This window comes from Faecalimonas nexilis (assembly GCF_059731825.1).
Window position 1 is genome coordinate 785619 of the sequence record NZ_AP029189.1, and the last position, 23031, is coordinate 808649.

Consider the following 23031-nt stretch of genomic DNA (forward strand, 5'->3'; position numbering starts at 1 on the left):
ATTGTTTTGGACGCAAGAAAGAAAAGACGATTACGTATATTAGGGAAAATTTTATTTGTATTATACATTTTATTTGTGTTCTATTTTTTGATCTTTTCTGACTGGTATGGACGCACTGGTGAAATGCAGGAGTACCATTATAATTTGGTTTTGTTCAAGGAGATCAAGCGGTTTTGGAATTACAGAGGACAGCTTGGAGCGTTTGCAACATTTACAAATTTATTTGGAAATATTGTCATTTTCCTGCCATTTGGATTTTTTATGCCGATGGCGAGCAAATACAGAAGTTTTTGGGCAACTGCAGTGAACAGTCTGGCTTTGAGTCTTCTGGTCGAGACATTTCAACTGCTTACGAAAGTGGGATGTTTCGATGTGGATGATCTGGTGTTAAACACGTTGGGGGGAATATTAGGCTATATCACATTCATGATATGCAATACGATAAGGAGAAGATACAATGCGAAAAGAAAAGGGAAAAAATAAGGCAAAAGAAAGAAAAAAAAGAGCCAATCGCAAATATGGACAGGCAAAGCTGAAACACTCTAAAAAAGGGATACAGTCCTGTGTGATCGCGGGAATTGTATTGGTGGCATTGGCTGCAATGATTGTGATTGCATACATTAGTGCAGGGACTGCGGCGCCTTACATCGGAGGACTGGCACTTGTCACTCTTATTCTTACAGTGACTGGGTGCGTGCTTGCAGTGAGAGGGCTGAAAGAACGAGAGAAAAACTATCTTACATGTAAGATAGGAATTGGTTGCAACATATTCTTTATCATTGCATTTATTGCTATTTTTTGCAGGGGGCTATTTTAAATGAAAGAAATCAATGAACAGATTATAGAGCGGTATATGCTTTCAATAGAAAGAATCCGCAGAATCACAGAAGAAGAGACGACAGAAGTTTTATATAGAGACTATTTTCGGAAAGTATCCGAATTTATTTTGAAGATCAATGAGATTCGGGAACGTATGCAGGACAAGCCATTTGAACAGTGTACGCTCGACGAATTAAAAAGAGAGAATGAAAGTATCTATGCAGATGTTGTGGGAGACCAGTACGATACAAGTTATGCGAATCCGGCATATGCGGTTTCTTTGTTTGGAGAAGAAATCGGACAGCTTTTGAGTTTTTTATACACAGAGCTTCGCGGGGAGATCGCTTATGTGTATGAGCAGCAGGTGGAATATCTTGCAATCTGCAACGAATTATTTATAGAGATATATAATTGTTTTGAGGGGACATTGACACCGGATTACAAGGAACTCAAAGAGATTGTTTACTGGTATGCGAGTGATTACTGTGATGTATTTGTCGCTGACAGAATCGAAGAACAGTTGAATCCGGAATGTTCGTTTGCCGCAGATATCGTGACAAAAAGTAATTTAAACGATTTGCGTTATCTGTATCAGTATGGCGAATATGTGTCTGAGAATGAGTGGAAGACAGCGGAACATTTGAATACACTTCCACAGAAGACAATTGATCAGATGGCGGATGTATACACGGAAGGATATCGAATTGGATTCGTTAATGCGGGGATTGATCTGTCGAAAAAATCGGTTGTAAATATTCGTTATACACTTGGATTTGAGCGGGTAATCAAAAAAGCAATTGAAAATTTTGAAAAGATGGGACTAAGACCGACAATCTATCGGGCAGCAGTCAGTGTATTGACAAAGCGACAGCACTATAAAGTAGGATATTACGGAGCAATTGCAAATAAGCAGTATGAGTATGATCACAGACAGGATCAGGGGCTGTTTTTGGATAAGAAGTTCATGGAGAGAAAGCTCGATGTCATGAAAAATGCCTACGAGAAGTACAGAGAGCTTGCAGGAGAACATGCGGGACCGGCTGTTATGGAGATATTCGGTGAAGAACCGTTTGCGCCGGTGCAAAAGCCGGAGTCAGTTGTGCTCACAGAAAAGCAGGAAAAATTATCGGTGCTGTTTGACAGCAAATCCGGACAGCTTACGAATCAGTATATCAAAGGGGATGAGCGCAGTTTTACGATTGTCGCTTATCCGGTACCGGAGATTGGAGCACAGTATAAAGAGATTTTTGATGAAGTCATTCGCATCAACACGTTAGATGCGAACGTCTATAAAAACGTACAACAGGCTTTGATTGATGCGCTGGATAAAGGTGAGTATGTGCATATTCTTGGGAAAGATAAAAATGAGACTGACTTAAAAGTACAGCTTTATCGTTTGTCAGACCCGGCGAAAGAGACTATTTTCGAAAACTGCGTGGCGGATGTCAATATTCCGGTCGGAGAAGTATTTACTTCGCCGGTACTGGAGGGGACAAACGGAGTGCTGAATGTAAGTAAAGTATATCTCAATGAATTGCAGTACCGTGATCTGAAGATTACATTTGAAAATGGAAAGATTACAGAGTATACATGCAGCAATTTCGAGGACGAGGAGCAATCGAAAAAGTATATCAAAAGCAATATTCTTCATAACCATGATACGCTGCCTCTTGGAGAATTTGCCATCGGAACGAATACAACTGCGTATGTTGTGGCAAAGAAATATCAGATTGAGGACAAGATGCCGATTCTGATCGCAGAAAAGATGGGACCGCATTTTGCTGTGGGAGATACATGCTATAGCTGGAGCGAGGAGAATAAATTGTATAATCCGGATGGAAAGGAAATTGTTGCGAAAGATAATTCGGTTTCAATACTTCGGAAAGAAGATGTGTCAAAAGCGTATTTCCAATGTCATACTGATATCACAATTCCGTATGAAGAGTTAGAAGAGATTGCGGTTGTGACCGAAAAAGGAGAGCGCATTATGTTACTGAAAGACGGCCATTTTGTGCTGTCTGGAACAGAGATTCTGAACGAGCCACTGAAGGAAGCTGGCGTGTAGAAAAGATGATAGAACCATATTTGTGATAAGCATTTATAATTATTCTTAACAAGTGGAGATGTTGACATCCTTGAAATGTATTAGTAAAATAACTTATAAATAGTGGAATATTTATTTTGATTACTTATAAATGAGACGAAGGAAGGAGAACAATTATGCCAAAGGTAGGAATTGTAATGGGTAGCGATTCTGACATGAAAGTAATGAGCAAAGCAGCTGACATGTTAGAAAAATTTGGAGTGGAATATGAGATGACAATTATCTCAGCACACCGTGAGCCGGATGTTTTTTATGACTATGCGAAATCAGCAGAAGAGAAAGATTTTAAAGTCATCATTGCGGGAGCAGGGATGGCGGCGCATCTTCCGGGAATGTGTGCGGCGATTTTCCCGATGCCGGTAATTGGAATCCCAATGTCAGGCAAGAATTTGGAAGGGGTAGATGCACTGTATTCAATTGTTCAGATGCCGCCTGGAATTCCGGTAGCAACTGTGGCAATCGATGGAGGTGCCAACGCAGCGATTTTAGCAGCAAAGATTCTTGCAACATCTGATCCTGAGCTGTTGGAGAGATTGAAAGCCTACACAAAAGAAATGAAAGAAACGGTACAGGCAAAAGCAGCAAAATTAGACGAGCTTGGACACAAAGAATATTTGAAACAAATGTAGAACACATATTGGAGGAAGTAAGATGGATTATAAGAACGCAGGCGTAGATATTGAAGCTGGTTACAAATCAGTAGAATTGATGAAAAAACATATTCAGCAGACAATGAGACCGGAAGTGCTGACAAATATCGGAGGATTTTCAGGAGCTTTTTCTATGGAGAAATTCAAAGATATGGAAAAACCAACTCTTGTATCCGGAACTGATGGTGTCGGAACAAAGTTAAAACTTGCTTTTATTTTAGATAAACATGATACAATTGGTATCGACTGTGTGGCAATGTGTGTGAATGATATTGCCTGTGCAGGAGGAGAACCATTATTTTTCTTAGACTATATTGCCTGCGGAAAAAATGAACCGGAGAAAATCGCTACAATCGTAAGCGGTGTCGCAGAAGGATGTAAACAGTCAGGCGCAGCGTTGATCGGTGGAGAGACTGCAGAAATGCCAGGTTTCTATCCAGTAGATGAATACGATCTTGCAGGATTTGCAGTTGGTGTGGTAGATGAAAAAGATCTGATCACAGGAAAAGAATTAAAAGACGGAGATGTGCTGATCGGTATGGCATCTTCAGGTGTTCACAGCAATGGATTTTCTCTGGTAAGAAAAGTGTTCGACATGAAAGAAGAGGCATTGAAGAGAGAATGTGATTCACTTGGATGCTCGCTGGGCGAGGCATTGCTTGCTCCAACAAAAATTTATGTGAAAGCACTTCGCACAATCAAAGAATCTGGTGTGAAGATCAAAGCCTGCAGTCATATCACAGGTGGTGGTTTCTATGAAAACATTCCACGTATGCTCTGTGATGGGATGCACGCGGTTGTAAAAAAAGACAGCTATCCGATTCCGCCAATCTTTAAAATGTTAGCAGTGGATGGCGATATTGAAGAGACTATGATGTACAACACATTCAACATGGGACTTGGAATGATTCTTGCAGTTGATAAAGAAAATGTAGATAAGACATTAGAGGCAATCAAAGCAGCCGGCGAGGACGGATATGTAGTTGGTCATATTGAAGCCGGAGATAAAGGAGTTACTTTATGCTAAAAGTAGTTGTGCTGGTTTCCGGAGGCGGAACGAATCTGCAGGCGATTTTGGATGCGGTAGACAGCGGTGCGATCACGAACACAGAGATTGTGGGCGTGATCAGCAACAATAAGAATGCATATGCTTTACAGAGAGCAGAAGAAAAGGGAATTCCGAATGTCTGTGTCTCTCCGAAAGCGTTTGCGTCGAGAGCAGAGTTTAATCAGGCATTGTTAGATACCGTGGATCAGTTTCAGGCAGATTTACTGGTACTTGCAGGATTTTTGGTTGTCATTCCGGAAATGATGATCGAAGCTTACAGAAACCGTATTATCAATATCCATCCATCCCTGATTCCGGCATTTTGCGGAACTGGGTATTATGGTTTGAAAGTGCATGAGGCGGCACTTGAAAAGGGCGTAAAAGTCGTTGGAGCTACTGTGCACTTTGTGGATGAAGGAACCGATACCGGTGCGATCATTCTTCAGAAGGCTGTGGAAGTAAAACAGGGAGATACTCCTGAAATTTTGCAAAGAAGAGTGATGGAGCAGGCAGAGTGGAAAATTCTCCCACAGGCAATTGACCTGATCGCAAATGGAAAAGTGAAGGTTGTAGATGGCAAGGTAATGATAGAGGAAGAAGCATAGGAGGTCGCAATGAAAGTATTAATTGTTGGAAGCGGCGGAAGAGAACATGCGATTGCATGGAGTGTGGCAAAAAGTGATAAAGTAGAGAAAATTTATTGTGCACCTGGGAATGCAGGGATTGCACAGTATGCAGAATGTGTTGCAATCGGTGCGATGGAGTTTGAAAAACTGGCAGCTTTTGCAAAAGAACATGAAGTAGACCTTACAATTGTCGGAATGGATGATCCGCTTGTAGGTGGAATTGTAGATGTGTTTGAAAGCGAAGGATTAAGAGTGTTCGGTCCTCGTAAAAATGCGGCTATTTTGGAAGGCTCCAAAGCATTTTCAAAAGATTTGATGAAAAAATATAATATCCCCACAGCGGGATATGAAAACTTTGATGACGCAAAGAAAGCGCTTGCGTATCTTGAGACAGCGAAGTTCCCAATCGTGTTAAAGGCGGACGGACTTGCACTTGGAAAAGGTGTACTGATCTGCAACACATTGGAAGAAGCAAAAGATGGAGTACAATCCATTATGCTGGATAAGCAGTTTGGAACAGCAGGAAACACGATGGTCATCGAAGAATTTATGACTGGCCGTGAAGTGTCGGTACTTTCTTTTGTGGATGGAAACACAATCAAGACGATGACATCCGCGCAGGATCACAAACGTGCAATGGATGGAGACAAAGGTTTGAACACAGGAGGAATGGGAACATTTTCTCCAAGCCCGTTCTACACAAAAGAAGTAGAAGAGTTCTGTAATAAATATATTTATCAGGCAACAGTAGATGCTATGAAAGCAGAAGGAAGAGAATTTAAGGGAATTATTTTCTTTGGATTGATGCTGACAGAGGATGGACCGAAAGTATTGGAATACAATGCAAGATTCGGAGATCCGGAGGCACAGGTTGTACTTCCTCGTATGAAAAATGATATCATCGAAGTTGTGGAGGCATGTATTGACGGAACATTAGATCAGATTGATCTTCAGTTTGAAGACAATGCGGCTGTGTGTGTTGTGCTTGCATCAGAAGGATATCCGGTGAAGTATGACAAAGGACTTCCAATCAGTGGGCTGGAAGAATTTGAAAAACACGACGGATATTATTGCTTCCATGCGGGAACAAAGTTTGAAGGCGATAAGATCGTGACAAACGGCGGACGTGTTCTCGGGGTGACTGCAAAAGGAAAAGATTTGAAAGAAGCACGCGAAAACGCTTACAAAGCGACAGAGTGGGTGCAGTTTGCAAACAAATATAAGAGAAATGATATCGGAAAAGCGATAGATGAAGCGTAACTCTTTGATGGGGACGAAGTTTTTATAAAACTTCGTCCTTGCTTTTTCCGGAGATGATATTGTCTGAGAGTCAAAATAAAATAGAAAGTTGACAGAAGTAGGCGAATGCTATAATATCTATATAACAATCAGAAGAAAAAAGGTGAAAAAGATGCTTATAGAAATTGATTTTAACAGTGATGAGGCAATTTATATTCAATTGCGCAATCAGATTATTATGGGGATTGCTACGTCTCAGATACAGGAAGGAGATACACTTCCTTCCGTGAGACAATTGGCGGAAAATATCGGGATTAATATGCATACAGTGAATAAGGCGTACAGTGTGCTGCGAGAGGAAGGTTTCCTGCAGCTTGACCGAAGAAGAGGAGCCGTAATTGCGCTTGACATTGATAAGATACGGGCGATGGAAGATATGAGAAGATATCTGCGCGTGGCACTTGCCAAGGCGCATTGTCATAATATTACAAAGGAAGACATCTACGAGCTGGTAGATGAGATTTATGAAGATTATAAATAGGTAGCAGGAGGAGATAGATGCAGAAAGATTTTACAAAACAGGCTGCGAAAGTATTAGAGACAGCAAGGGCGCTTGCAAAAAAATGGAACCATCCATATGTGGGGACAGAGCATCTGCTGCTTGCTTTGAGAAGAGAATTTACAGGTGTTGCAGGCCAGATTCTTGCGGCTAACAAAGTGGAAGAAGAAAAGATTACAAAAGTGATCGAGGAACTGATTTCTCCGGGAACTGAGATGCAGACGAAGAGAACATTGGAGTTCAGCCCGAGACTGGTATATCTTTTGGATAATGCGCTTTTGGAAGCAGTGCGATTATCTTCTGAGAAGATAGGAACAGAACATATGCTGCTTGCCATGTTAAAAGATGTAGACTGCGTGGCAACAAGAACATTGGTGACATTGAATGTGAATCTTGGCAAAGTGCAGGAGGGAATATTGGAAGTCATCGGAGTGAATCCGAGAGAATATATGGAGGACACCAGAGAGGACAAAAATGGTCGTAACAGTGTACTTGCACAGTACAGTACAGATTTGACGGCGCAGGCAGAAGAAGGAAAATTAGATCCGGTGATTGGAAGAGAGTCTGAGATAGAAAGACTGATGCAGATTTTAAGCAGACGGACAAAAAATAATCCGTGTCTAGTGGGAGAACCTGGTGTTGGAAAGACAGCAATTATCGAAGGGCTGGCGAACCAGATTGCAACGGGGATTGTGCCGGATGGCATGAAAGATAAACGGATTGTGACGCTGGATTTATCAGGAATGATAGCGGGATCCAAATACCGTGGAGAGTTTGAGGAACGGATGAAACGATTGATCCGGGAAGTGAGATCTGCCGGAAATATTATTTTATTTTTAGATGAGGTGCACACGATGATTGGCGCAGGAGGCGCCGAAGGTGCGATTGATGCATCAAATATTCTGAAGCCATCTCTTGCAAGAGGAGAACTGCAGCTGATCGGGGCGACGACAATTGTGGAATATCGGAAATACATTGAGAAAGATGCTGCTTTGGAGAGACGCTTTCAGCCGATCACAGTGGAAGAACCGACGAATGAGCAGTGTGAACGTATTTTAGAGGGAATCAAGGGAAAATACGAGAGTCATCATCATGTGACAATTGAGGAAGGCGCGTTAAAAGCGGCGGTGACTTTGTCAAGCCGTTATATCAATGACCGTCATCTTCCGGATAAGGCGATTGATGTGCTTGACGAGGCGTGTTCGAAGGTAAGTCTTGCAGGATTTAAAGTACCGGACAGCCTGACAAGACTGGAACAGACATTGCAGGAAATCTCACTGGAAAAAGAAGAAAAGATTAAAAATGGAGATTTTGCAGAAGCATCATTGCTGCACAAAGAGCAGGAGAGTGTGGGAAAAAAATTAGAGAGTGTGAAAAGACGTTTTCATTCGAACAATGCAAAGCGGAACCTGGTTGTCACTGAGGCGGATATCGAATCTGTTGTATCTTCCTGGACGAAAATTCCAGTGCAGAAGCTGGCGGAGACAGAAAGCGCAAGATTGAAAAAGCTGGAGCAGACGCTGCATAAAAGAGTAATCGGACAGGAGGAAGCGGTGAGTGCGGTTGCAAGAGCGGTGAAACGTGGACGTGTCGGACTAAAAGATCCAAAGCGCCCGATAGGTTCGTTCTTGTTTTTAGGTCCGACAGGAGTCGGAAAGACAGAACTTTCCAAGGCACTGGCAGAAGCTTTGTTCGGCGATGAAAATGCGATGATTCGCGTAGATATGTCAGAATATATGGAAAAACACAGTGTATCGAAGATGATTGGCTCACCACCGGGGTATGTAGGTCACGACGATGGCGGACAATTGAGTGAGAAAGTTCGCCGAAATCCGTACTCAGTGGTACTGTTTGATGAGATTGAAAAGGCACATCCGGATGTATTTAACATTTTATTGCAGGTGCTGGATGACGGGCATATCACAGATTCGCAGGGAAGAAAAGTAGATTTTAGAAATACAGTCATTATTATGACTTCCAATGCAGGGGCAAAAGCAATTGTCGATCCGAAGAAATTGGGATTTGTAACAAAAGAAGATGCCGCCGGCGATTATAAAAAGATGAAGGCGAATGTGATGGACGAGGTGAAATTACTGTTCCGTCCGGAATTTTTGAACCGAATTGATGAGATTATTGTATTCCATTCATTGACAATCGATCACATGAAAAAGATTGTTGGGTTGATGTGCAAAGAATTGATCAGACGTGTGAAGAACCAGATGAATATCACATTGACGATTCGAGATTCTGCAAAAAAATATATTGTGGAAAAGGGCAATGACCAGAAATATGGTGCAAGACCGTTGCGGCGTGCAATGCAGACGGAACTGGAAGATAAGCTTGCCGAGGCAATATTAGACGGAGAGATTTGCGAAGGAATGGATGTGGAAGTGGGAGTATCTAAAAAAGAACTAAAATTTTTCACAAAAGACACAAAAAACTAGCAAAATAGTCTGATTTATTATATAATAGAAGTAGAAATTTTATACCATTTAGGAGGAAAAATAAGATGGCAGCAGTAAAGGACTTATTGAGAGCAGAGGCAGATGGGACACTCAGTTTTGGGGATTACACACTTGCTTCAAAGACAAAATTAGACGGATTTGAATTCCAGGGAGATTTATATAAAGTAAAGACGTTCAAAGAGATTACAAAATTAGAAAAAAATGGAATGTTTGTATATGAATCAGTACCAGGAACTGCTGTAGAACATTTTAAGATGACAGAAGATGTGCTTTCATTTGAGGTATCCGGAGCAGAGGATGCACAGTTTACAGTTGAACTGGAGGCGGACAGTAAATACGAAGTCTACATGGATGATGTGAGTGTTGATAAGATGACTACAAATTTAAGCGGAAAACTAAGTATCAGTGCTGAGCTGAATGAGAACAGCAGTGTGGAAGTAAAAATTGTAAGAAGATAATAGTTGGGTGAAATAGGTTGCGCCGAGGCGCAGCCTATTTTATAATATATAAATTTTGTTATTAAGAAAGGAAGTCATATGGCAAAAGGAAAGAAGAGTGTTTTTTTCTGTCAAAACTGCGGACATGAAGAGAACAAATGGCTTGGGCAGTGCCCAATGTGCAAAGAATGGAATACGTTTGTGGAAGAGCCGGTTTCTTTTTCAAAGTCTGCTTCTGCGAAGCTGATAAAAGATGCGGAAGTGGTGGCTCTAAAACATGTGGAGACTGATCAGGAGGAACGAATTAAAACAAAGATAGAGGAACTCGATAGAGTACTTGGCGGAGGAATTGTTCCAGGGTCTCTTTTGCTGGTGGGAGGAGATCCTGGGATTGGGAAATCTACCCTTCTTTTGCAGGTGTGTCAGAGACTGTGTGAAGATAAGCACCAAGTGCTTTATATATCCGGGGAGGAGTCGCTCAAACAGATCAAACTCAGGGCAAACCGGATGGGAGAATTCACGGAAGATTTACTGCTCCTATGTGAGACAAATTTAGAGATTGTGAAAAATGTGATCCAAAAAAGAAAGCCGGAAGTTGTCATCATTGACTCGATCCAGACGATGTACAGTGAGGAGGTGGCATCTGCACCGGGCAGTGTGTCACAGGTTCGGGAATCGACCAATGTATTTATGCAGTTGGCAAAGGGGCTTGGAATATCCATTTTTATTGTAGGACATGTGACAAAAGAGGGAACGGTTGCAGGACCTAGAGTGTTGGAACATATGGTGGATACCGTTCTCTATTTTGAGGGAGACAGGCATGCATCCTACCGAATTTTGCGAGGTGTGAAGAATCGTTTTGGATCCACCAATGAAATCGGTGTGTTTGAGATGAGACAGAATGGACTTGTGGAAGTGGAAAATCCATCAGAATTTATGCTGAACGGAAAACCGGAGAATGCATCCGGGTCTGTTGTGGCGTGTTCCATGGAGGGGACAAGACCGATTTTAATTGAGATTCAGGCGCTTGTATGCAGCAGTAATTTTGGGATGCCAAGGCGCACTGCGGCAGGTACGGATTATAATCGAGTGAATTTGCTGATGGCAGTTTTGGAAAAACGAGTAGGAATACATCTGTCTAATTACGACGCATATGTCAATATCGCAGGGGGAATTAAGATGAATGAGCCGGCGGTGGATCTTGGGATTGTGATGGCGATTGTATCAAGTTATAAAAATCAGCCGATTGATGAGAAGACGATTGTGTTTGGGGAGGTTGGTCTAAGCGGTGAGGTGCGTGCAGTCAACATGCCGGAGCAAAGAGTCGCCGAAGCAAAAAAACTTGGATTTACAACCTGTATTATGCCTGAAGTGTCAAGAGAGGTTGTAAAGAATATTAAAGGGATTAAGATTATCGGTGTCAAGACGATCAATGAGGCACTGCAAGTATTATGAACTAAAAAGGTGTGATTGTTGAAGCGCTGGCTTTCAATAATCACACCTTTTTGGTAATGCTATTTACAGATCTCACAGCCTAGTTTACAGCCGGTCGGTGTCCCGGCACAGCCGCCCATCGCAGTTTCCCGCAGTTCAAATGGAAGACTTTTTCCGACACGGAACATAGCTTCCGCCATCTCGTCAAATGGTATCGGATGTGAAATTCCACTCAAAGCAAGTTCGGCGGATGTAATCGCATTGGCTACTCCAATCGCATTTCTGCTTTGGCACGGGGATTCTACAAGCCCTGCGATTGGGTCACAGACAAGCCCAAGCAGATTGGAAAGCGCAAGGCTTGCAGCGGTCAGACACATATGGGGAGTTCCGCCCATCATCTCGACAATGGCGCTTGCCGACATGGCACTTGCGGCGCCAACCTCCGCCTGACATCCGGCTTCCGCACCGGAGACAGAGGCATTTCGCATGAGGAGATATCCGATGGCGCTTGCGTTTAAAAGCCCTTGGTAGAGTTTCTCATCGGATAATCCGTGTTCATCCTGCATTGCAAGCAGTACACCCGGAACGACGCCGGACGAACCTGCAGTCGGGGCAGCGACAATCAGTCCCATCGATGCGTTGACTTCTAAAACAGCCATGCTATAGGAGATTGCCTTCGAAAGCATACTGCCACAGACACAGGAAGTGGTTTTCCCATGATCGTTTACTTTTTTTGCTTCACCGCCAATCAATCCGCCGATAGATTTTCCAGGATGTAAGAGAGGTCTGGTTGCGGCATTTTTCATAATAGAGAGCACTGTCTCTAACTTCGAATCAATTTCTTCAGATGAAAGAGATCCTGCCGTCATCTCGCGAAGTTTCATTATCTCAGAAATAGGAAGTGCTTTTTCTTTGCATGCTCCTATCAATTCTTGTCCGGTAAAAAAATCCATACTAATCCCTCCTACATTTGAATCAGCATAAGATCAGATACATGCGGATTCGTTTTGATTTTATCTAATACAGCCTCTGGAATCGGTTCGTCAGATTCCACGACGGTATATGCGTTGGCACCTTTGTCTTCGCGGAATAATCTCATGAATGCAATGTTTACTTCCTGTTCACTGAGTGCCTGTGTGATGTGAGCAACCACTCCCGGAGTGTCCTTTTGCTGCACGATCAAGGTACTGTACTCTCCGGTAAACTCTACATCGATGTTGTTGATGCGGACAATCTTCATCTTTCCACCGCCGATAGATTCACCGCGGATAGAGAGTGTATGTCCGGTCACGCCAATAAGATCGATATCTGCTGTATTTGGATGTTCGGTAGCAGTTTTCTCATCGATGATATATTCATAGGTGATATTTCTATCTTTGGCAATCTGAAAGGCATCCCGGATTCGCTCGTCATCTGTAGAGAATCCAAGGATCCCACCAAGAAGCGCCCGATCTGTGCCATGTCCGTGATAGGTTTTCGCAAAAGAGCCGTATAGTGTGAATGTCACTTTTTTTATATCTTCCGGGAACATCTTGCGTGCCATTAATGCGATGGATACTGCTCCGGCTGTGTGTGAGCTGGAAGGTCCGATCATATTCGGTCCGATCACATCAAAAATACTTAAAAAATTCATAATCGTTGTCCTCCTGTTGTATCTTCATTTAGTATAGCAGGAAATGAAAAGAAGTTACAGGGTTTAGCACGAGAAAAGTTTATAGAAAATTTTCTTTTTTGAGAATGAATTTCATGATAGAATAGAAGAGAAAAAAACGGATAAGAAACTTGTAAACTTAGATTCAGCCAAAGAAGGCAGAAAGGCGCGGAAACATTTGAAATTATATCGTACAAAATTACTGGAAAAACTAAAGGAGTCATTGGGAGCAGTCTTACCAATTATTGGGATTGTATTATTTTTGTGTTTTACAATCGCACCGGTACCGACTAGCATTCTGATGGCTTTTATTATTGGAGCATTGATGCTTATTGTTGGAATGATGTTTTTTACATTGGGAGCAGAAATGGCGATGACACCGATGGGAGAACGGCTTGGGACAAAGATGACGCAGACAAAAAAGCTTGGAGCGGTTGTGGTTCTCTGCTTTGTACTAGGGTTTATCATTACAATTTCAGAACCGGATTTACAGGTGCTGGCAGAGCAGGTGCCATCTATTCCCAATTATACATTAATCATAGCAGTCGCGGTCGGAGTAGGGATATTCCTTGTGGCAGCGGTGCTTCGAATGCTGTTTGGAATTGCATTGCCGCATATGCTTGTTGTGTTGTACCCAATTGTATTCCTGCTTGCATTTTTTGTGCCGGCGGACTTTTTAGCAGTTGCATTTGACTCGGGAGGGGTGACCACCGGTCCGATGACAGTGCCGTTTATTATGGCTTTTGGAATTGGTTTTTCGGCGGTGCGTAGTGATAAACATGCGGAAAATGACAGCTTTGGTCTAGTTGCTCTTTGCTCAATTGGACCGATTTTGGCAGTCCTGATTTTAGGGCTTATCTATAATCCGCAGGGAAGTACTTATACTAGAACTGTTATTCCGGATGCGAGTGATTCTGTGGAATTGTGGAAACTATTTGCAGATGGGATCCCAACATATATGAAAGAGATACTGATTTCATTGTTGCCGATTGTTTTGTTTTTTGCAGTTTTTCAGTGTATTTCACTGAAGTTGAAAAAACGAACGTTAGTGAAAATTCTTGTTGGAATTGTATACACTTATATAGGACTGGTGCTATTTCTCACAGGAGTAAATATCGGATTTATGCCGGCTGGAAATTATCTGGGACAACTAATTGCGGCGCTTCCTTATCGTTGGATTATTATCCAGATTGGCATGATTATGGGATATTTTATTGTTAAGGCAGAACCGGCGGTATATGTATTGACGGAACAAGTAGAAGAAATTACGTCCGGTGCCATTTCCAGAAATGCGATGGGGCTCAGCCTGTCAATTGGTGTATCTGTATCACTTGGACTTGCGATGGTTCGGGTTCTGACAGGAATTTCTATCTTTTGGTTCATCATTCCGGGATATGCGATTGCGATTGTTTTATCCTTTTTTGTGCCAAAGATTTTTACTGCAATTGCATTTGACTCGGGCGGAGTGGCATCCGGTCCAATGACAGCAACCTTTTTATTGCCGTTTGCAATGGGAGCGTGCCAGGCAGTAGGCGGTAATATTGTAACGGATGCATTCGGTGTAGTTGCTATGGTAGCGATGACCCCGTTGATTACGATTCAGGTGCTTGGAGCAATCTACAAACTACGTTCAAAACATGTGGCAGAAGAAACCAAAGAACCTGTTTTGGTATTACCGTTGGAAGCATTTGGAGATACAGATATTATTGAATTGTAGGAGACGAGAATTTTATGAGCAAAGTATATATGATGGTTACAATTACAAACCGGCAATTACGCAATCAATTCCAAGACTTATTTGAAAAAAATGAGATGGCTCCTGTTTTTGGAGCATTGGGAAGAGGAACTGCAGACAGTACCGTTTTGGATTATTTCGGATTGGAGGCAAGCGAAAAAGCGGTGTATTTTTCAATCGTAACGGAGAGTATGTGGAAACAACTTCGGCGGGAATTGATTATTAAGATGCAGATTGATGTGCCGGGAACCGGAATTGCATTTATCGTGCCAGTGAGCAGTATCGGTGGAAAAAAAGTGCTGCAGTATTTGATTGGTGGGCAAGAGTTTGAAAAAGAGGAGGAAACAGTATTGAAAGATACAAAGTACGAATTGCTTGTTGCAATTGCAAATCAGGGAAGTATTGATAATGTTATGGATGCAGCACGGAGTGCGAATGCAGGTGGAGGAACGGTTATTCATGCAAAAGGAACCGGAATGGAAAAAGCAGAAAAATTTCTAGGAGTATCTCTTGCAGAGGAAAAAGAGATTATTTTGATCGTGGCGAAGACATCGCAGAAAAATGAGATTATGAAAGCGATTATGGAGCAGGCAGGGCTTGAAAGTAAAGAAAAGGCGATTGTGTTTTCACTTCCGGTAACAAGTACAGTGGGTGTCAGAATGCCGGAAGAAGAGTTTTTAGATTAAAGAATTACGGAGAATCCGGACATAAAGGATTCTCCGATTCACGATGTACTGTCTATAAAAATGGTTCCAGGCTACGGGTTAAGATGCCTTTCATATGTGCGATTGCGATGCCGTAATTTGTTATAGGAACATTTTGATCAAGCGCACATTTCATTCGATATTTCACTTCACGTTCGTTCAGCATACATCCACCGCAGTGAACAATGAGTTGATAATCAGAAAGATCATTTGGAAATTCGGTTCCACTTGTAAATGAAAAGTGGAGTTCTTTTTTGGTATGCGCTAAAATCCACTGCGGAAGTTTCACGGAACCGATATCGTCACATTGACGATGATGTGTGCAGCCTTCGCTGATGAGTACAGTATCTCCGTCTTCTAAGGTGTCAAGTGTCCGGGCTCCGGTAATCAATGTGTCTAGATTTCCCTTATATCTGGCAAATAAGATGGAAAAAGAAGTTAACGGAATATCACGAGGAACCTCTTTGGAGACTTTTCCAAATGCCTGACTGTCGGTGATGACAAGTTTTGGTTTGACAGCAAGTTTGTCCAATGTATCTTTTAATTCCGTATCTTTTACAACAATGGAGACTGCACCTGCATCTAAAATATCACGGATTGTCTGCTGCTGTGGCAAGATGAGTCTGCCTTTTGGAGCAGCACTGTCAATGGGAACGACAAGCACAACAAAATCAAGTGGTGCAATCAAATCTCCTACAATTTTTTTCTTAGTCAGTTCTTTTGGAAGTTGACTTGCAATCAATTCTTTTAATGCCTGTATATGATAGCCGTTTTTGGCACTGACTTGTAGGGAATGACTTTCTTGTCTGGTATTCACAGAAGCATCTGTTATTAAGTCCATTTTGTTGAAGACAATGACATATGGTATGTTTTTTTCTTTGATTCGAGTAAGAATCCGGTCGTCTTCTTCTGTCATGCCGATGCTGCCATCCACGACAAGGACAGCAATATCGGTTTTGTTTAGCATTTGATATGCTTTTTTGATGCGAAGTGTACCGAGCTTGCCTTCATCGTCAAGTCCCGGTGTGTCAATCAGGACAACTGGACCGAGAGGCAGCAGTTCCATGGATTTTAGGACAGGATCGGTCGTCGTGCCCTTGATATCAGATACGATGGCGAGATCCTGACCGGTGATGGCGTTTATGACGCTGGATTTTCCGGCATTTCGCTTCCCGAAGATTCCGATATGAATACGTTCGGAAGATGGTGTGTTATTGAGACTCATAATTTTCCTCCTAGAACCGGAAATCACGGCGGTTATCTTCTTCGATTGCCTTCAGGTTATCAATGACAATTTTTCTTACTTTTTCATTTGGAATGTGGTTGATTTCCTCTGAAATTAATTTTTCTCCGATTTTTTTTGTCTCAGGGGAAGCATAATCCATCAGGTATTCTTTTAAGGTCATCAGTGCGTTCGGCTGGCAGCAGTTTTGAATCTGTCCGCTTTTACAAAGAGACATAAAACGGTCTCCGGTGCGTCCTTCCCGATAACAGGCGGTACAAAAGCTTGGGAAATAGCCAAGTTCCATCAGCCACTTGACGATCTCATCCAAGGTTCTTGTGTCGCTTACGTCGAACTGTTCGGATTTGTCTTCTTCCGGTTCCGGTTCAGCATAGCCGCCGACACTTGTCTTGGAACCACCGCTGATCTGGGAGACGCCAAGATGGAGAACGCGTTCACGACATTTCTGACTTTCTCTGGTAGAAATAATCATGCCGGTGTAAGGTACGGCGATACGAATACAGGCAACCAGTTTTGCAAATATATCGTCGTCAATTCCGTTGTCAAATGCGTCTGCGTCAATATCATCTGCGTGTCTCAGACGAGGAACACTGATCGTGTGCGGGCCGACTCCCCAGACTGCCTCGAGGTGTTCTGCATGCATCAAAAGTCCGGCAAACTCATAGCGGTATTTATCAAGACCGAAAAGGACGCCGATTCCCACATCATCGATGCCGCCTTCCATTGCACGGTCCATCGCCTCGGTGTGATAATCATAATCATGTTTAGGTCCGGTCGGGTGAAGCTCAAGGTAACTTTCTTTGTGGTACGTCTCTTGGAAGAGAATGTAAGTTCCGATTCCGGCTTCTTTAAGCTTGCGGTAGTTTTCGACAGTTGTTGCAGCGATATTGACATTGACACGGCGGATAGCGCCATTTTTATGCTTGATACTGTAAATGGTGTTGATGCATTCTAAAATGTACTCGATTGGGTTGTTTACAGGATCCTCACCGGCTTCGAGGGCAAGACGCTTGTGTCCCATATCCTGAAGTGCGATGACTTCCTTTCGGATTTCTTCTTGCGTCAGTTTTTTTCTTGCTATGTGCTTATTTTTCATGTGGTATGGGCAATAGGTACAGCCATTGATACAGTAATTGGAAAGATATAGTGGGGCAAACATGACAATTCGATTACCGTAGAAATCTTTCTTGATCTGTTCGGCTAAAGCATAGATTTCTTGATTTTTTTCTTCGATGTCACACGCCAGTAAGACAGATGCCTCACGGTGTGAGAGCCCTTTGCGAAGTTTGGCTTTTTCGATTAATTCTGTGATCAGCACTTCGTTGTGCTTGTTTTCTTCTGCGTAGTTTAATGTCGCTAAAATTTCTTCATGGTTGATAAATTCTTCCGCTTTTTTTGATGCTGGGTTATACATAGGTTTGTCTCCTTTCTTAGTTTGGGGACGTAGTAAAAGTGACTTTTACTACGTCCCCAATTGACAATAGCCCTGTCCCTAATTGAGCAGGTGAGGGCAGGTTTACGTAGTGCTAGTTTAGGGAATCCCCGCGGGATACCACGATTTGATATCCGATATCTGCCATGCTTCTTTTTAAACTATTTAAAGATTCTGCCGCTTCGTCTCCTGTAGAGATTTTATTATCGTATAAAAGATAATTTTTCCGGATGTTGATTGGGGATAAGTTCGGCATAATGACATTGGCACCTGCCAGAATACCGAGTTCCCGTCCGTTAGGGCTGATAGTTCCAAGTGCCGTCGTGGCTGGAAGTAATACTTTCGGCAGCATTAATCTCAAAAGACCAAGCATAAAAAGTGTTAATTCTAAGCTTCCGGATGTCTGGTCTTTAAACGGAGTATCATGGTGTGAGATAAAGGGGCCGATTCCGATCATTTGGGGATTTAAGCTTTTAATAAATAACAGATCGTCGGCAAGATTTTCTGAAGTTTGATAAGGGGAACCGACCATAAATCCTGTACCGACCTGATATCCGATTTCTTTTAAATGCCAAAGGCATTGCTGACGATTTTCGGCAGTCAGAGAAGACGGATGCAGTTTTTGGTAATGCACGGAGTCAAATGTCTCATGGCGCAAAAGATAACGGTCTGCACCAGCTTCAAATAATGCCTGATAGCTCTCGTAAGATTTTTCACCAACGGAAAGTGTGATGGCGCAGTCAGGATAAGAACTCTTGATCGAAGAGACGATATCACAAAGACGAGAGTCGGTAAAATAGCCGTCTTCGCCACCCTGTAAGACAAATGTGCGAAAGCCAAGTGTATATCCGCTTTTGCAGCAGGTCAAAATATCTTCTTTTGTAAGTCGATACCGGGTAGTATTCGCATTGCTTTTTCGGATACCGCAGTAAAAGCAATCATTTTTACAGTAATTTGTAAATTCAATCAATCCGCGTACATAAATCTCTTTTCCATAATATTGATGTCGAACCTCTCTCGCCTGCGCGAAAAGGTAGTCCGAAAGCTCTACAGAGCGGTTTTCAATCAGTGAAATCCATTCTTCTTTTGACAAGTTTTGAGTTTCTTTTAATTTTTGAATCAATTCTTTCATAAGCTTTTGAATCATCCTTCCTTATTAAAACGGTAGTTTGGAATAAACGGTCTTTGTGCTGAGCCCCGGAAGCATTCCGATTTTCCCGGACAGTGAACTGATTACATCATTTGGTGCATCGATGGCAATGCTGATGATTGAGACATTTTTCTCTCGATAAGGGATGCCCATGCGCCCGACAATGTAAGAGCCGTATTCGCTTAACAATGTATTCAATTCCTGAATGGATTCATGACTTGTGACAATGATGCCAATGAGTGCAATTCTTGTTTCCATAAACAACTCCCTCCTAAAAAAGAACCTACGCCTATGGCGAAGGTTCAAAAAGGGCAGACTTATCTTGATAAGTCTGATCGGTCTTTTATTCGGTCCGCCTTTTTACTCAGGTATCAGAAAGAAAAATCTGCCCTTTGTAATTAGTACGTATGTTATGAAAAGTATAGCATATACGCAAGAAAGGTACAATGCTCGATTTGGTTTTTAAGAAACATTCCAAACATTGAAAATATCATCTGATAGTGCTATGGTAGTTAGGAATGCTAGAAAAAAGAAAAGAGTGATACTATGAATATACAAGGACTGCAAAAGCTGACACTTTTAGACTATCCGGGAAAGGTGGCGTGCACAATCTTTACTTCGGGTTGCAATTTTAGATGTCCGTTCTGCCATAATGCGCCGCTCGTTCTTGGGACAGGACAGACAGAAAAGTATCCGGAAGAAGAGATTTTTACATTTTTGAAAAAGCGGCAGGGAATTTTGGACGGTGTCTGTGTAAGCGGAGGAGAACCATTGCTCCAAAATGATATTGAGCGATTTCTTGAACAAGTCAAAGAACTTGGATTTTTGGTAAAACTGGATACGAATGGGAGTTTTCCAAAGAAGTTGAAAAGTCTTGTTCAAAATGGACTGGCAGACTACGTTGCGATGGACATTAAGAATAGTAAAAGACAATACTGTAAGACAGCCGGAATCGAAGAAAGCAGGGAACTGATGGAACGGATACAGGAAAGCGTGGCATTTTTATTGGGACACCCGGTTGCATATGAGTTTCGAACAACGGTAATTCAAGAATATCATACGAGGGAATCGTTTGAAGAAATTGGACGGTGGATACGGGGGGCTGAAAAATATTTTTTGCAGTCTTTTGTGGACTCAGGAGAGTTGATCGGTGATGAGATAAACGGATGCGAAAAGGCAGAAATGCAGGCGTTTGCGGAGGTTATAAGACCCTATGTTTCAAACGTAGAACTGCGTGGTATATAACAATATATAGGAATGTAAAACTAAAAATACACAATATATGGTTTTCTGGTGCTATTGACGCACGTTTCACACAGTGCTACAATGGGTTCATGATTTGTAAATGATGGAGGTTGAGATAGATGTATCAGGTGACAAAAAGAGACGGGAAAATAACTGATTTTCATTTGAAAAAAATTGTAGCTGCGATCACGAAAGCATTTGAAGCACAGGAAAAAGCGATCCATCCGGATATTATCGACATGCTTGCCTTAAAAGTGACGGCAGATTTTGAGCCGAAGATTCAGGAGAATCTCATTCGAGTAGAAGATATACAGGACAGTGTGGAGTCTGTGCTGATTCAATCGGGTTACGGAGATGTAGCAAAAGGGTATATTTTGTACCGCAAACAACGTGAAAAAATTCGGAATATGAAATCAACTGTGCTTGATTACAAAGAAATTGTGGATAACTATGTAAATATCAATGATTGGCGTGTAAAAGAGAACTCGACAGTGACCTATTCTGTGGGTGGATTGATCTTAAGCAACTCAGGAGCCATTACAGCAAATTACTGGCTCTCAGAGATTTATGACGAAGAAATAGGAAATGCACATAGAAATGCAGACATTCACATCCATGATCTGTCGATGCTGACAGGGTATTGTGCAGGCTGGTCTTTAAAACAGCTGATTCAGGAAGGTCTCGGAGGCGTGGGAGGAAAGATCACATCGGCTCCGGCGAAACATCTTTCCACGCTTTGCAATCAGATGGTAAATTTCCTTGGAATCATGCAGAATGAGTGGGCAGGAGCGCAGGCATTTTCTTCGTTTGATACCTATCTGGCACCGTTTGTCAAAGCGGATCAGCTGAATTATAAGCAGGTGAAAAAATGTATTGAGTCATTTATATATGGTGTAAATACACCGAGCAGATGGGGAACACAGTCTCCGTTTACAAACATCACGCTGGACTGGACGGTGCCAAATGATCTGGCAGAGCTTCCGGCGATTGTTGGTGGAAAAGAGATGGATTTTAAATATAAAGACTGTAAAAAAGAAATGGATATGGTGAATAAGGCATTTATTGAGATTATGATTGAGGGAGATGCTGACGGAAGAGGATTCCAGTATCCAATACCTACCTATTCTATCACGAAAGATTTTGACTGGTCAGACACGGAGAACAATCAATTACTGTTTGAAATGACATCAAAATACGGAACACCTTATTTTTCCAATTATGTAAACAGTGACATGGAGCCAAGTGATGTCAGAAGTATGTGCTGCCGTTTGCGTCTGGATCTTCGGGAACTTCGGAAAAAATCAGGGGGGTATTTCGGAAGCGGGGAGAGTACAGGGTCAGTCGGAGTTGTGACGATCAATCTCCCAAGAATCGCCTATTTGTCGAATGATGAAGCGGAATTTTACAGAAGACTGGATCATCTGATGGATATTGCGGCACGTTCTTTAAGTATAAAACGTACCATTATTACAAAGCTTTTGAATGAAGGATTGTATCCATATACGAAAAAATATCTTGGTACGTTTGACAATCATTTTTCAACGATCGGTCTGATCGGAATGAATGAAGCAGGCCTGAATGCAAAGTGGCTGCGGGCAGATATGACACATGAAAAAACACAGGAGTTTGCCAAAAATGTGTTGAATCACATGAGAGAACGACTTTCGGATTATCAGGAAGAATACGGGGATCTCTACAATTTGGAGGCGACACCGGCAGAATCCACAACGTATCGTCTTGCAAAACATGACAGAGATCAATTCCCGGATATCATCACAGCGGCGGAAGACTGTGGAACGCCTTATTATACGAATAGTTCCCACCTCCCGGTTGGATACACAGAAGATATTTTTGAGGCGCTTGATATACAGGATGAGATGCAGACATTGTATACTTCAGGAACTGTTTTTCATGCATTTTTAGGAGAGAAACTTCCAAACTGGAGATCAGCGGCGGCGCTTGTGCGCAAGATTTCCGAAAATTACAAACTGCCGTATTATACCATATCACCGACCTATTCTATCTGTAGGGAACACGGTTATCTGACAGGGGAACAATATACTTGTCCGATTTGCGGAAAGACGACAGAAGTGTACAGCCGTATCACGGGATATTACCGTCCGGTGCAGAACTGGAATGACGGAAAGCTTCAGGAATTCAAAGAAAGAAAAGTATACGATATTACGAAATCACATCTGAAAGTGAGAACAGAGGCGGCAAAGGAGATTATTGCAGAAGAAAATGTATCGGTGGAAGAGACAAAAACGTTGCTGTTTACAACGAAGACTTGTCCGAATTGCAAGGTAGCAGGATTTATGCTGGATCAGGCACATGTGGAATATGAAAAAATCGATGCAGAAGAATCGATGGATCTTGTAGAAAAATATGGAGTCCGTCAAGCTCCGACGTTGATTGTGCTTGGAAAAGATGGAATAAAAAAATTGACGAATACGTCAGAAATTAAAAAGTATACAGAAGAGATGTAGAACA

21 protein-coding genes are annotated in these 23031 nt (G+C 42.2%); 15 read left to right on the forward strand and 6 right to left on the reverse strand.

All coding sequences use genetic code 11. The annotated features are described in order from the left end of the window. The first annotated feature begins 6 nt into the window (after positions 1-6). The 11 genes from AC6I5B_RS03815 (at position 7) to radA (ending at position 11402) form a co-directional block, all read left to right on the forward strand. Positions 7-483 (forward strand): VanZ family protein, encoded by a 477-nt coding sequence (locus AC6I5B_RS03815; protein ID WP_022249972.1) that lies wholly within the window; start codon positions 7-9, stop codon positions 481-483. Then, a complete protein-coding gene (locus tag AC6I5B_RS03820) occupies positions 458-817 on the forward strand; it encodes a DUF6142 family protein (protein ID WP_004613687.1) in 360 nt (119 codons plus the stop codon). The genes AC6I5B_RS03815 and AC6I5B_RS03820 overlap by 26 nt, the downstream gene beginning before the upstream one ends. Beyond that, entirely contained in the window at positions 818-2884 is a 2067-nt protein-coding gene (locus tag AC6I5B_RS03825) for an aminopeptidase (RefSeq protein ID WP_004613688.1), read from the forward strand. Positions 2885-3039: 155 nt separating this feature from the next. Further along, on the forward strand, positions 3040-3552 hold the full coding sequence (purE, locus tag AC6I5B_RS03830; RefSeq protein ID WP_004613689.1) for a 5-(carboxyamino)imidazole ribonucleotide mutase: 513 nt from the start codon (positions 3040-3042) through the stop codon (positions 3550-3552). 22 nt (positions 3553-3574) lie between these two features. Next, a complete protein-coding gene (gene purM / locus AC6I5B_RS03835; RefSeq protein ID WP_004613690.1) occupies positions 3575-4600 on the forward strand; it encodes a phosphoribosylformylglycinamidine cyclo-ligase in 1026 nt (341 codons plus the stop codon). After that, positions 4594-5226 carry a phosphoribosylglycinamide formyltransferase gene (gene purN / locus AC6I5B_RS03840; protein ID WP_004613691.1) on the forward strand — a complete coding sequence of 211 codons (633 nt, stop codon included), beginning with the start codon at positions 4594-4596 and terminating at the stop codon, positions 5224-5226. Before purM ends, purN begins: the two co-directional genes overlap by 7 nt. 9 nt (positions 5227-5235) lie before the next feature. Beyond that, positions 5236-6507, forward strand: a complete 1272-nt coding sequence (gene purD, locus AC6I5B_RS03845; RefSeq protein WP_004613692.1) for a phosphoribosylamine--glycine ligase — start codon at positions 5236-5238, stop codon at positions 6505-6507. Positions 6508-6658: 151 nt separating this feature from the next. Next, positions 6659-7027 carry a GntR family transcriptional regulator gene (locus AC6I5B_RS03850; protein WP_004613693.1) on the forward strand — a complete coding sequence of 123 codons (369 nt, stop codon included), beginning with the start codon at positions 6659-6661 and terminating at the stop codon, positions 7025-7027. A gap of 17 nt (positions 7028-7044) precedes the next feature. Further along, on the forward strand, positions 7045-9489 hold the full coding sequence (locus AC6I5B_RS03855; protein ID WP_004613694.1) for an ATP-dependent Clp protease ATP-binding subunit: 2445 nt from the start codon (positions 7045-7047) through the stop codon (positions 9487-9489). A gap of 65 nt (positions 9490-9554) precedes the next feature. Further along, on the forward strand, positions 9555-9968 hold the full coding sequence (locus AC6I5B_RS03860; protein WP_004613695.1) for a hypothetical protein: 414 nt from the start codon (positions 9555-9557) through the stop codon (positions 9966-9968). 78 nt (positions 9969-10046) lie between these two features. Continuing rightward, positions 10047-11402: a DNA repair protein RadA gene (gene radA / locus AC6I5B_RS03865; RefSeq protein ID WP_004613696.1), complete on the forward strand. Its 1356-nt coding sequence runs from the start codon at positions 10047-10049 to the stop codon at positions 11400-11402. Positions 11403-11461: 59 nt separating this feature from the next. Here the strand turns inward: radA and sdaAA are convergent, their stop codons facing one another. Further along, on the reverse strand, positions 11462-12334 hold the full coding sequence (sdaAA, locus tag AC6I5B_RS03870) for an L-serine ammonia-lyase, iron-sulfur-dependent, subunit alpha (RefSeq protein ID WP_004613697.1): 873 nt from the start codon (positions 12332-12334) through the stop codon (positions 11462-11464). Between the two features lie 11 nt (positions 12335-12345). Beyond that, on the reverse strand, positions 12346-13014 hold the full coding sequence (sdaAB, locus tag AC6I5B_RS03875; RefSeq protein ID WP_004613698.1) for an L-serine ammonia-lyase, iron-sulfur-dependent subunit beta: 669 nt from the start codon (positions 13012-13014) through the stop codon (positions 12346-12348). A gap of 196 nt (positions 13015-13210) precedes the next feature. Between sdaAB and AC6I5B_RS03880 the strand changes: the two genes are divergently transcribed. Together AC6I5B_RS03880 and AC6I5B_RS03885 are read left to right on the forward strand one after the other, a co-directional pair. Next, positions 13211-14749, forward strand: a complete 1539-nt coding sequence (locus tag AC6I5B_RS03880) for a DUF1538 domain-containing protein (RefSeq protein WP_004613699.1) — start codon at positions 13211-13213, stop codon at positions 14747-14749. Between the two features lie 14 nt (positions 14750-14763). Next, entirely contained in the window at positions 14764-15453 is a 690-nt protein-coding gene (locus AC6I5B_RS03885; RefSeq protein ID WP_004613700.1) for a P-II family nitrogen regulator, read from the forward strand. A gap of 52 nt (positions 15454-15505) precedes the next feature. Here the strand turns inward: AC6I5B_RS03885 and hydF are convergent, their stop codons facing one another. The 4 genes from hydF to AC6I5B_RS03905 form a co-directional block, all read right to left on the reverse strand. Further along, the gene (hydF, locus tag AC6I5B_RS03890; RefSeq protein WP_004613701.1) at positions 15506-16696 is read right to left on the reverse strand and encodes a [FeFe] hydrogenase H-cluster maturation GTPase HydF; all 1191 of its coding nucleotides are present in this window, start codon (positions 16694-16696) and stop codon (positions 15506-15508) included. 10 nt (positions 16697-16706) lie between these two features. Then, complete coding sequence (hydG, locus tag AC6I5B_RS03895) at positions 16707-18128, reverse strand: [FeFe] hydrogenase H-cluster radical SAM maturase HydG (RefSeq protein ID WP_004613702.1); 1422 nt, start codon at positions 18126-18128, stop codon at positions 16707-16709. 112 nt (positions 18129-18240) lie between these two features. Then, entirely contained in the window at positions 18241-19293 is a 1053-nt protein-coding gene (hydE, locus tag AC6I5B_RS03900; protein ID WP_004613703.1) for a [FeFe] hydrogenase H-cluster radical SAM maturase HydE, read from the reverse strand. Positions 19294-19302: 9 nt separating this feature from the next. Continuing rightward, a complete protein-coding gene (locus AC6I5B_RS03905; RefSeq protein ID WP_004613704.1) occupies positions 19303-19554 on the reverse strand; it encodes a TM1266 family iron-only hydrogenase system putative regulator in 252 nt (83 codons plus the stop codon). Positions 19555-19842: 288 nt separating this feature from the next. Here AC6I5B_RS03905 and AC6I5B_RS03910 point away from each other — a divergent pair, with 288 nt between their 5' ends. Together AC6I5B_RS03910 and AC6I5B_RS03915 are read left to right on the forward strand one after the other, a co-directional pair. Beyond that, the gene (locus tag AC6I5B_RS03910) at positions 19843-20541 is read left to right on the forward strand and encodes an anaerobic ribonucleoside-triphosphate reductase activating protein (RefSeq protein WP_004613705.1); all 699 of its coding nucleotides are present in this window, start codon (positions 19843-19845) and stop codon (positions 20539-20541) included. A gap of 119 nt (positions 20542-20660) precedes the next feature. Beyond that, on the forward strand, positions 20661-23027 hold the full coding sequence (locus tag AC6I5B_RS03915) for a ribonucleoside triphosphate reductase (protein ID WP_004613706.1): 2367 nt from the start codon (positions 20661-20663) through the stop codon (positions 23025-23027). The last annotated feature ends 4 nt before the right edge of the window (positions 23028-23031 follow it).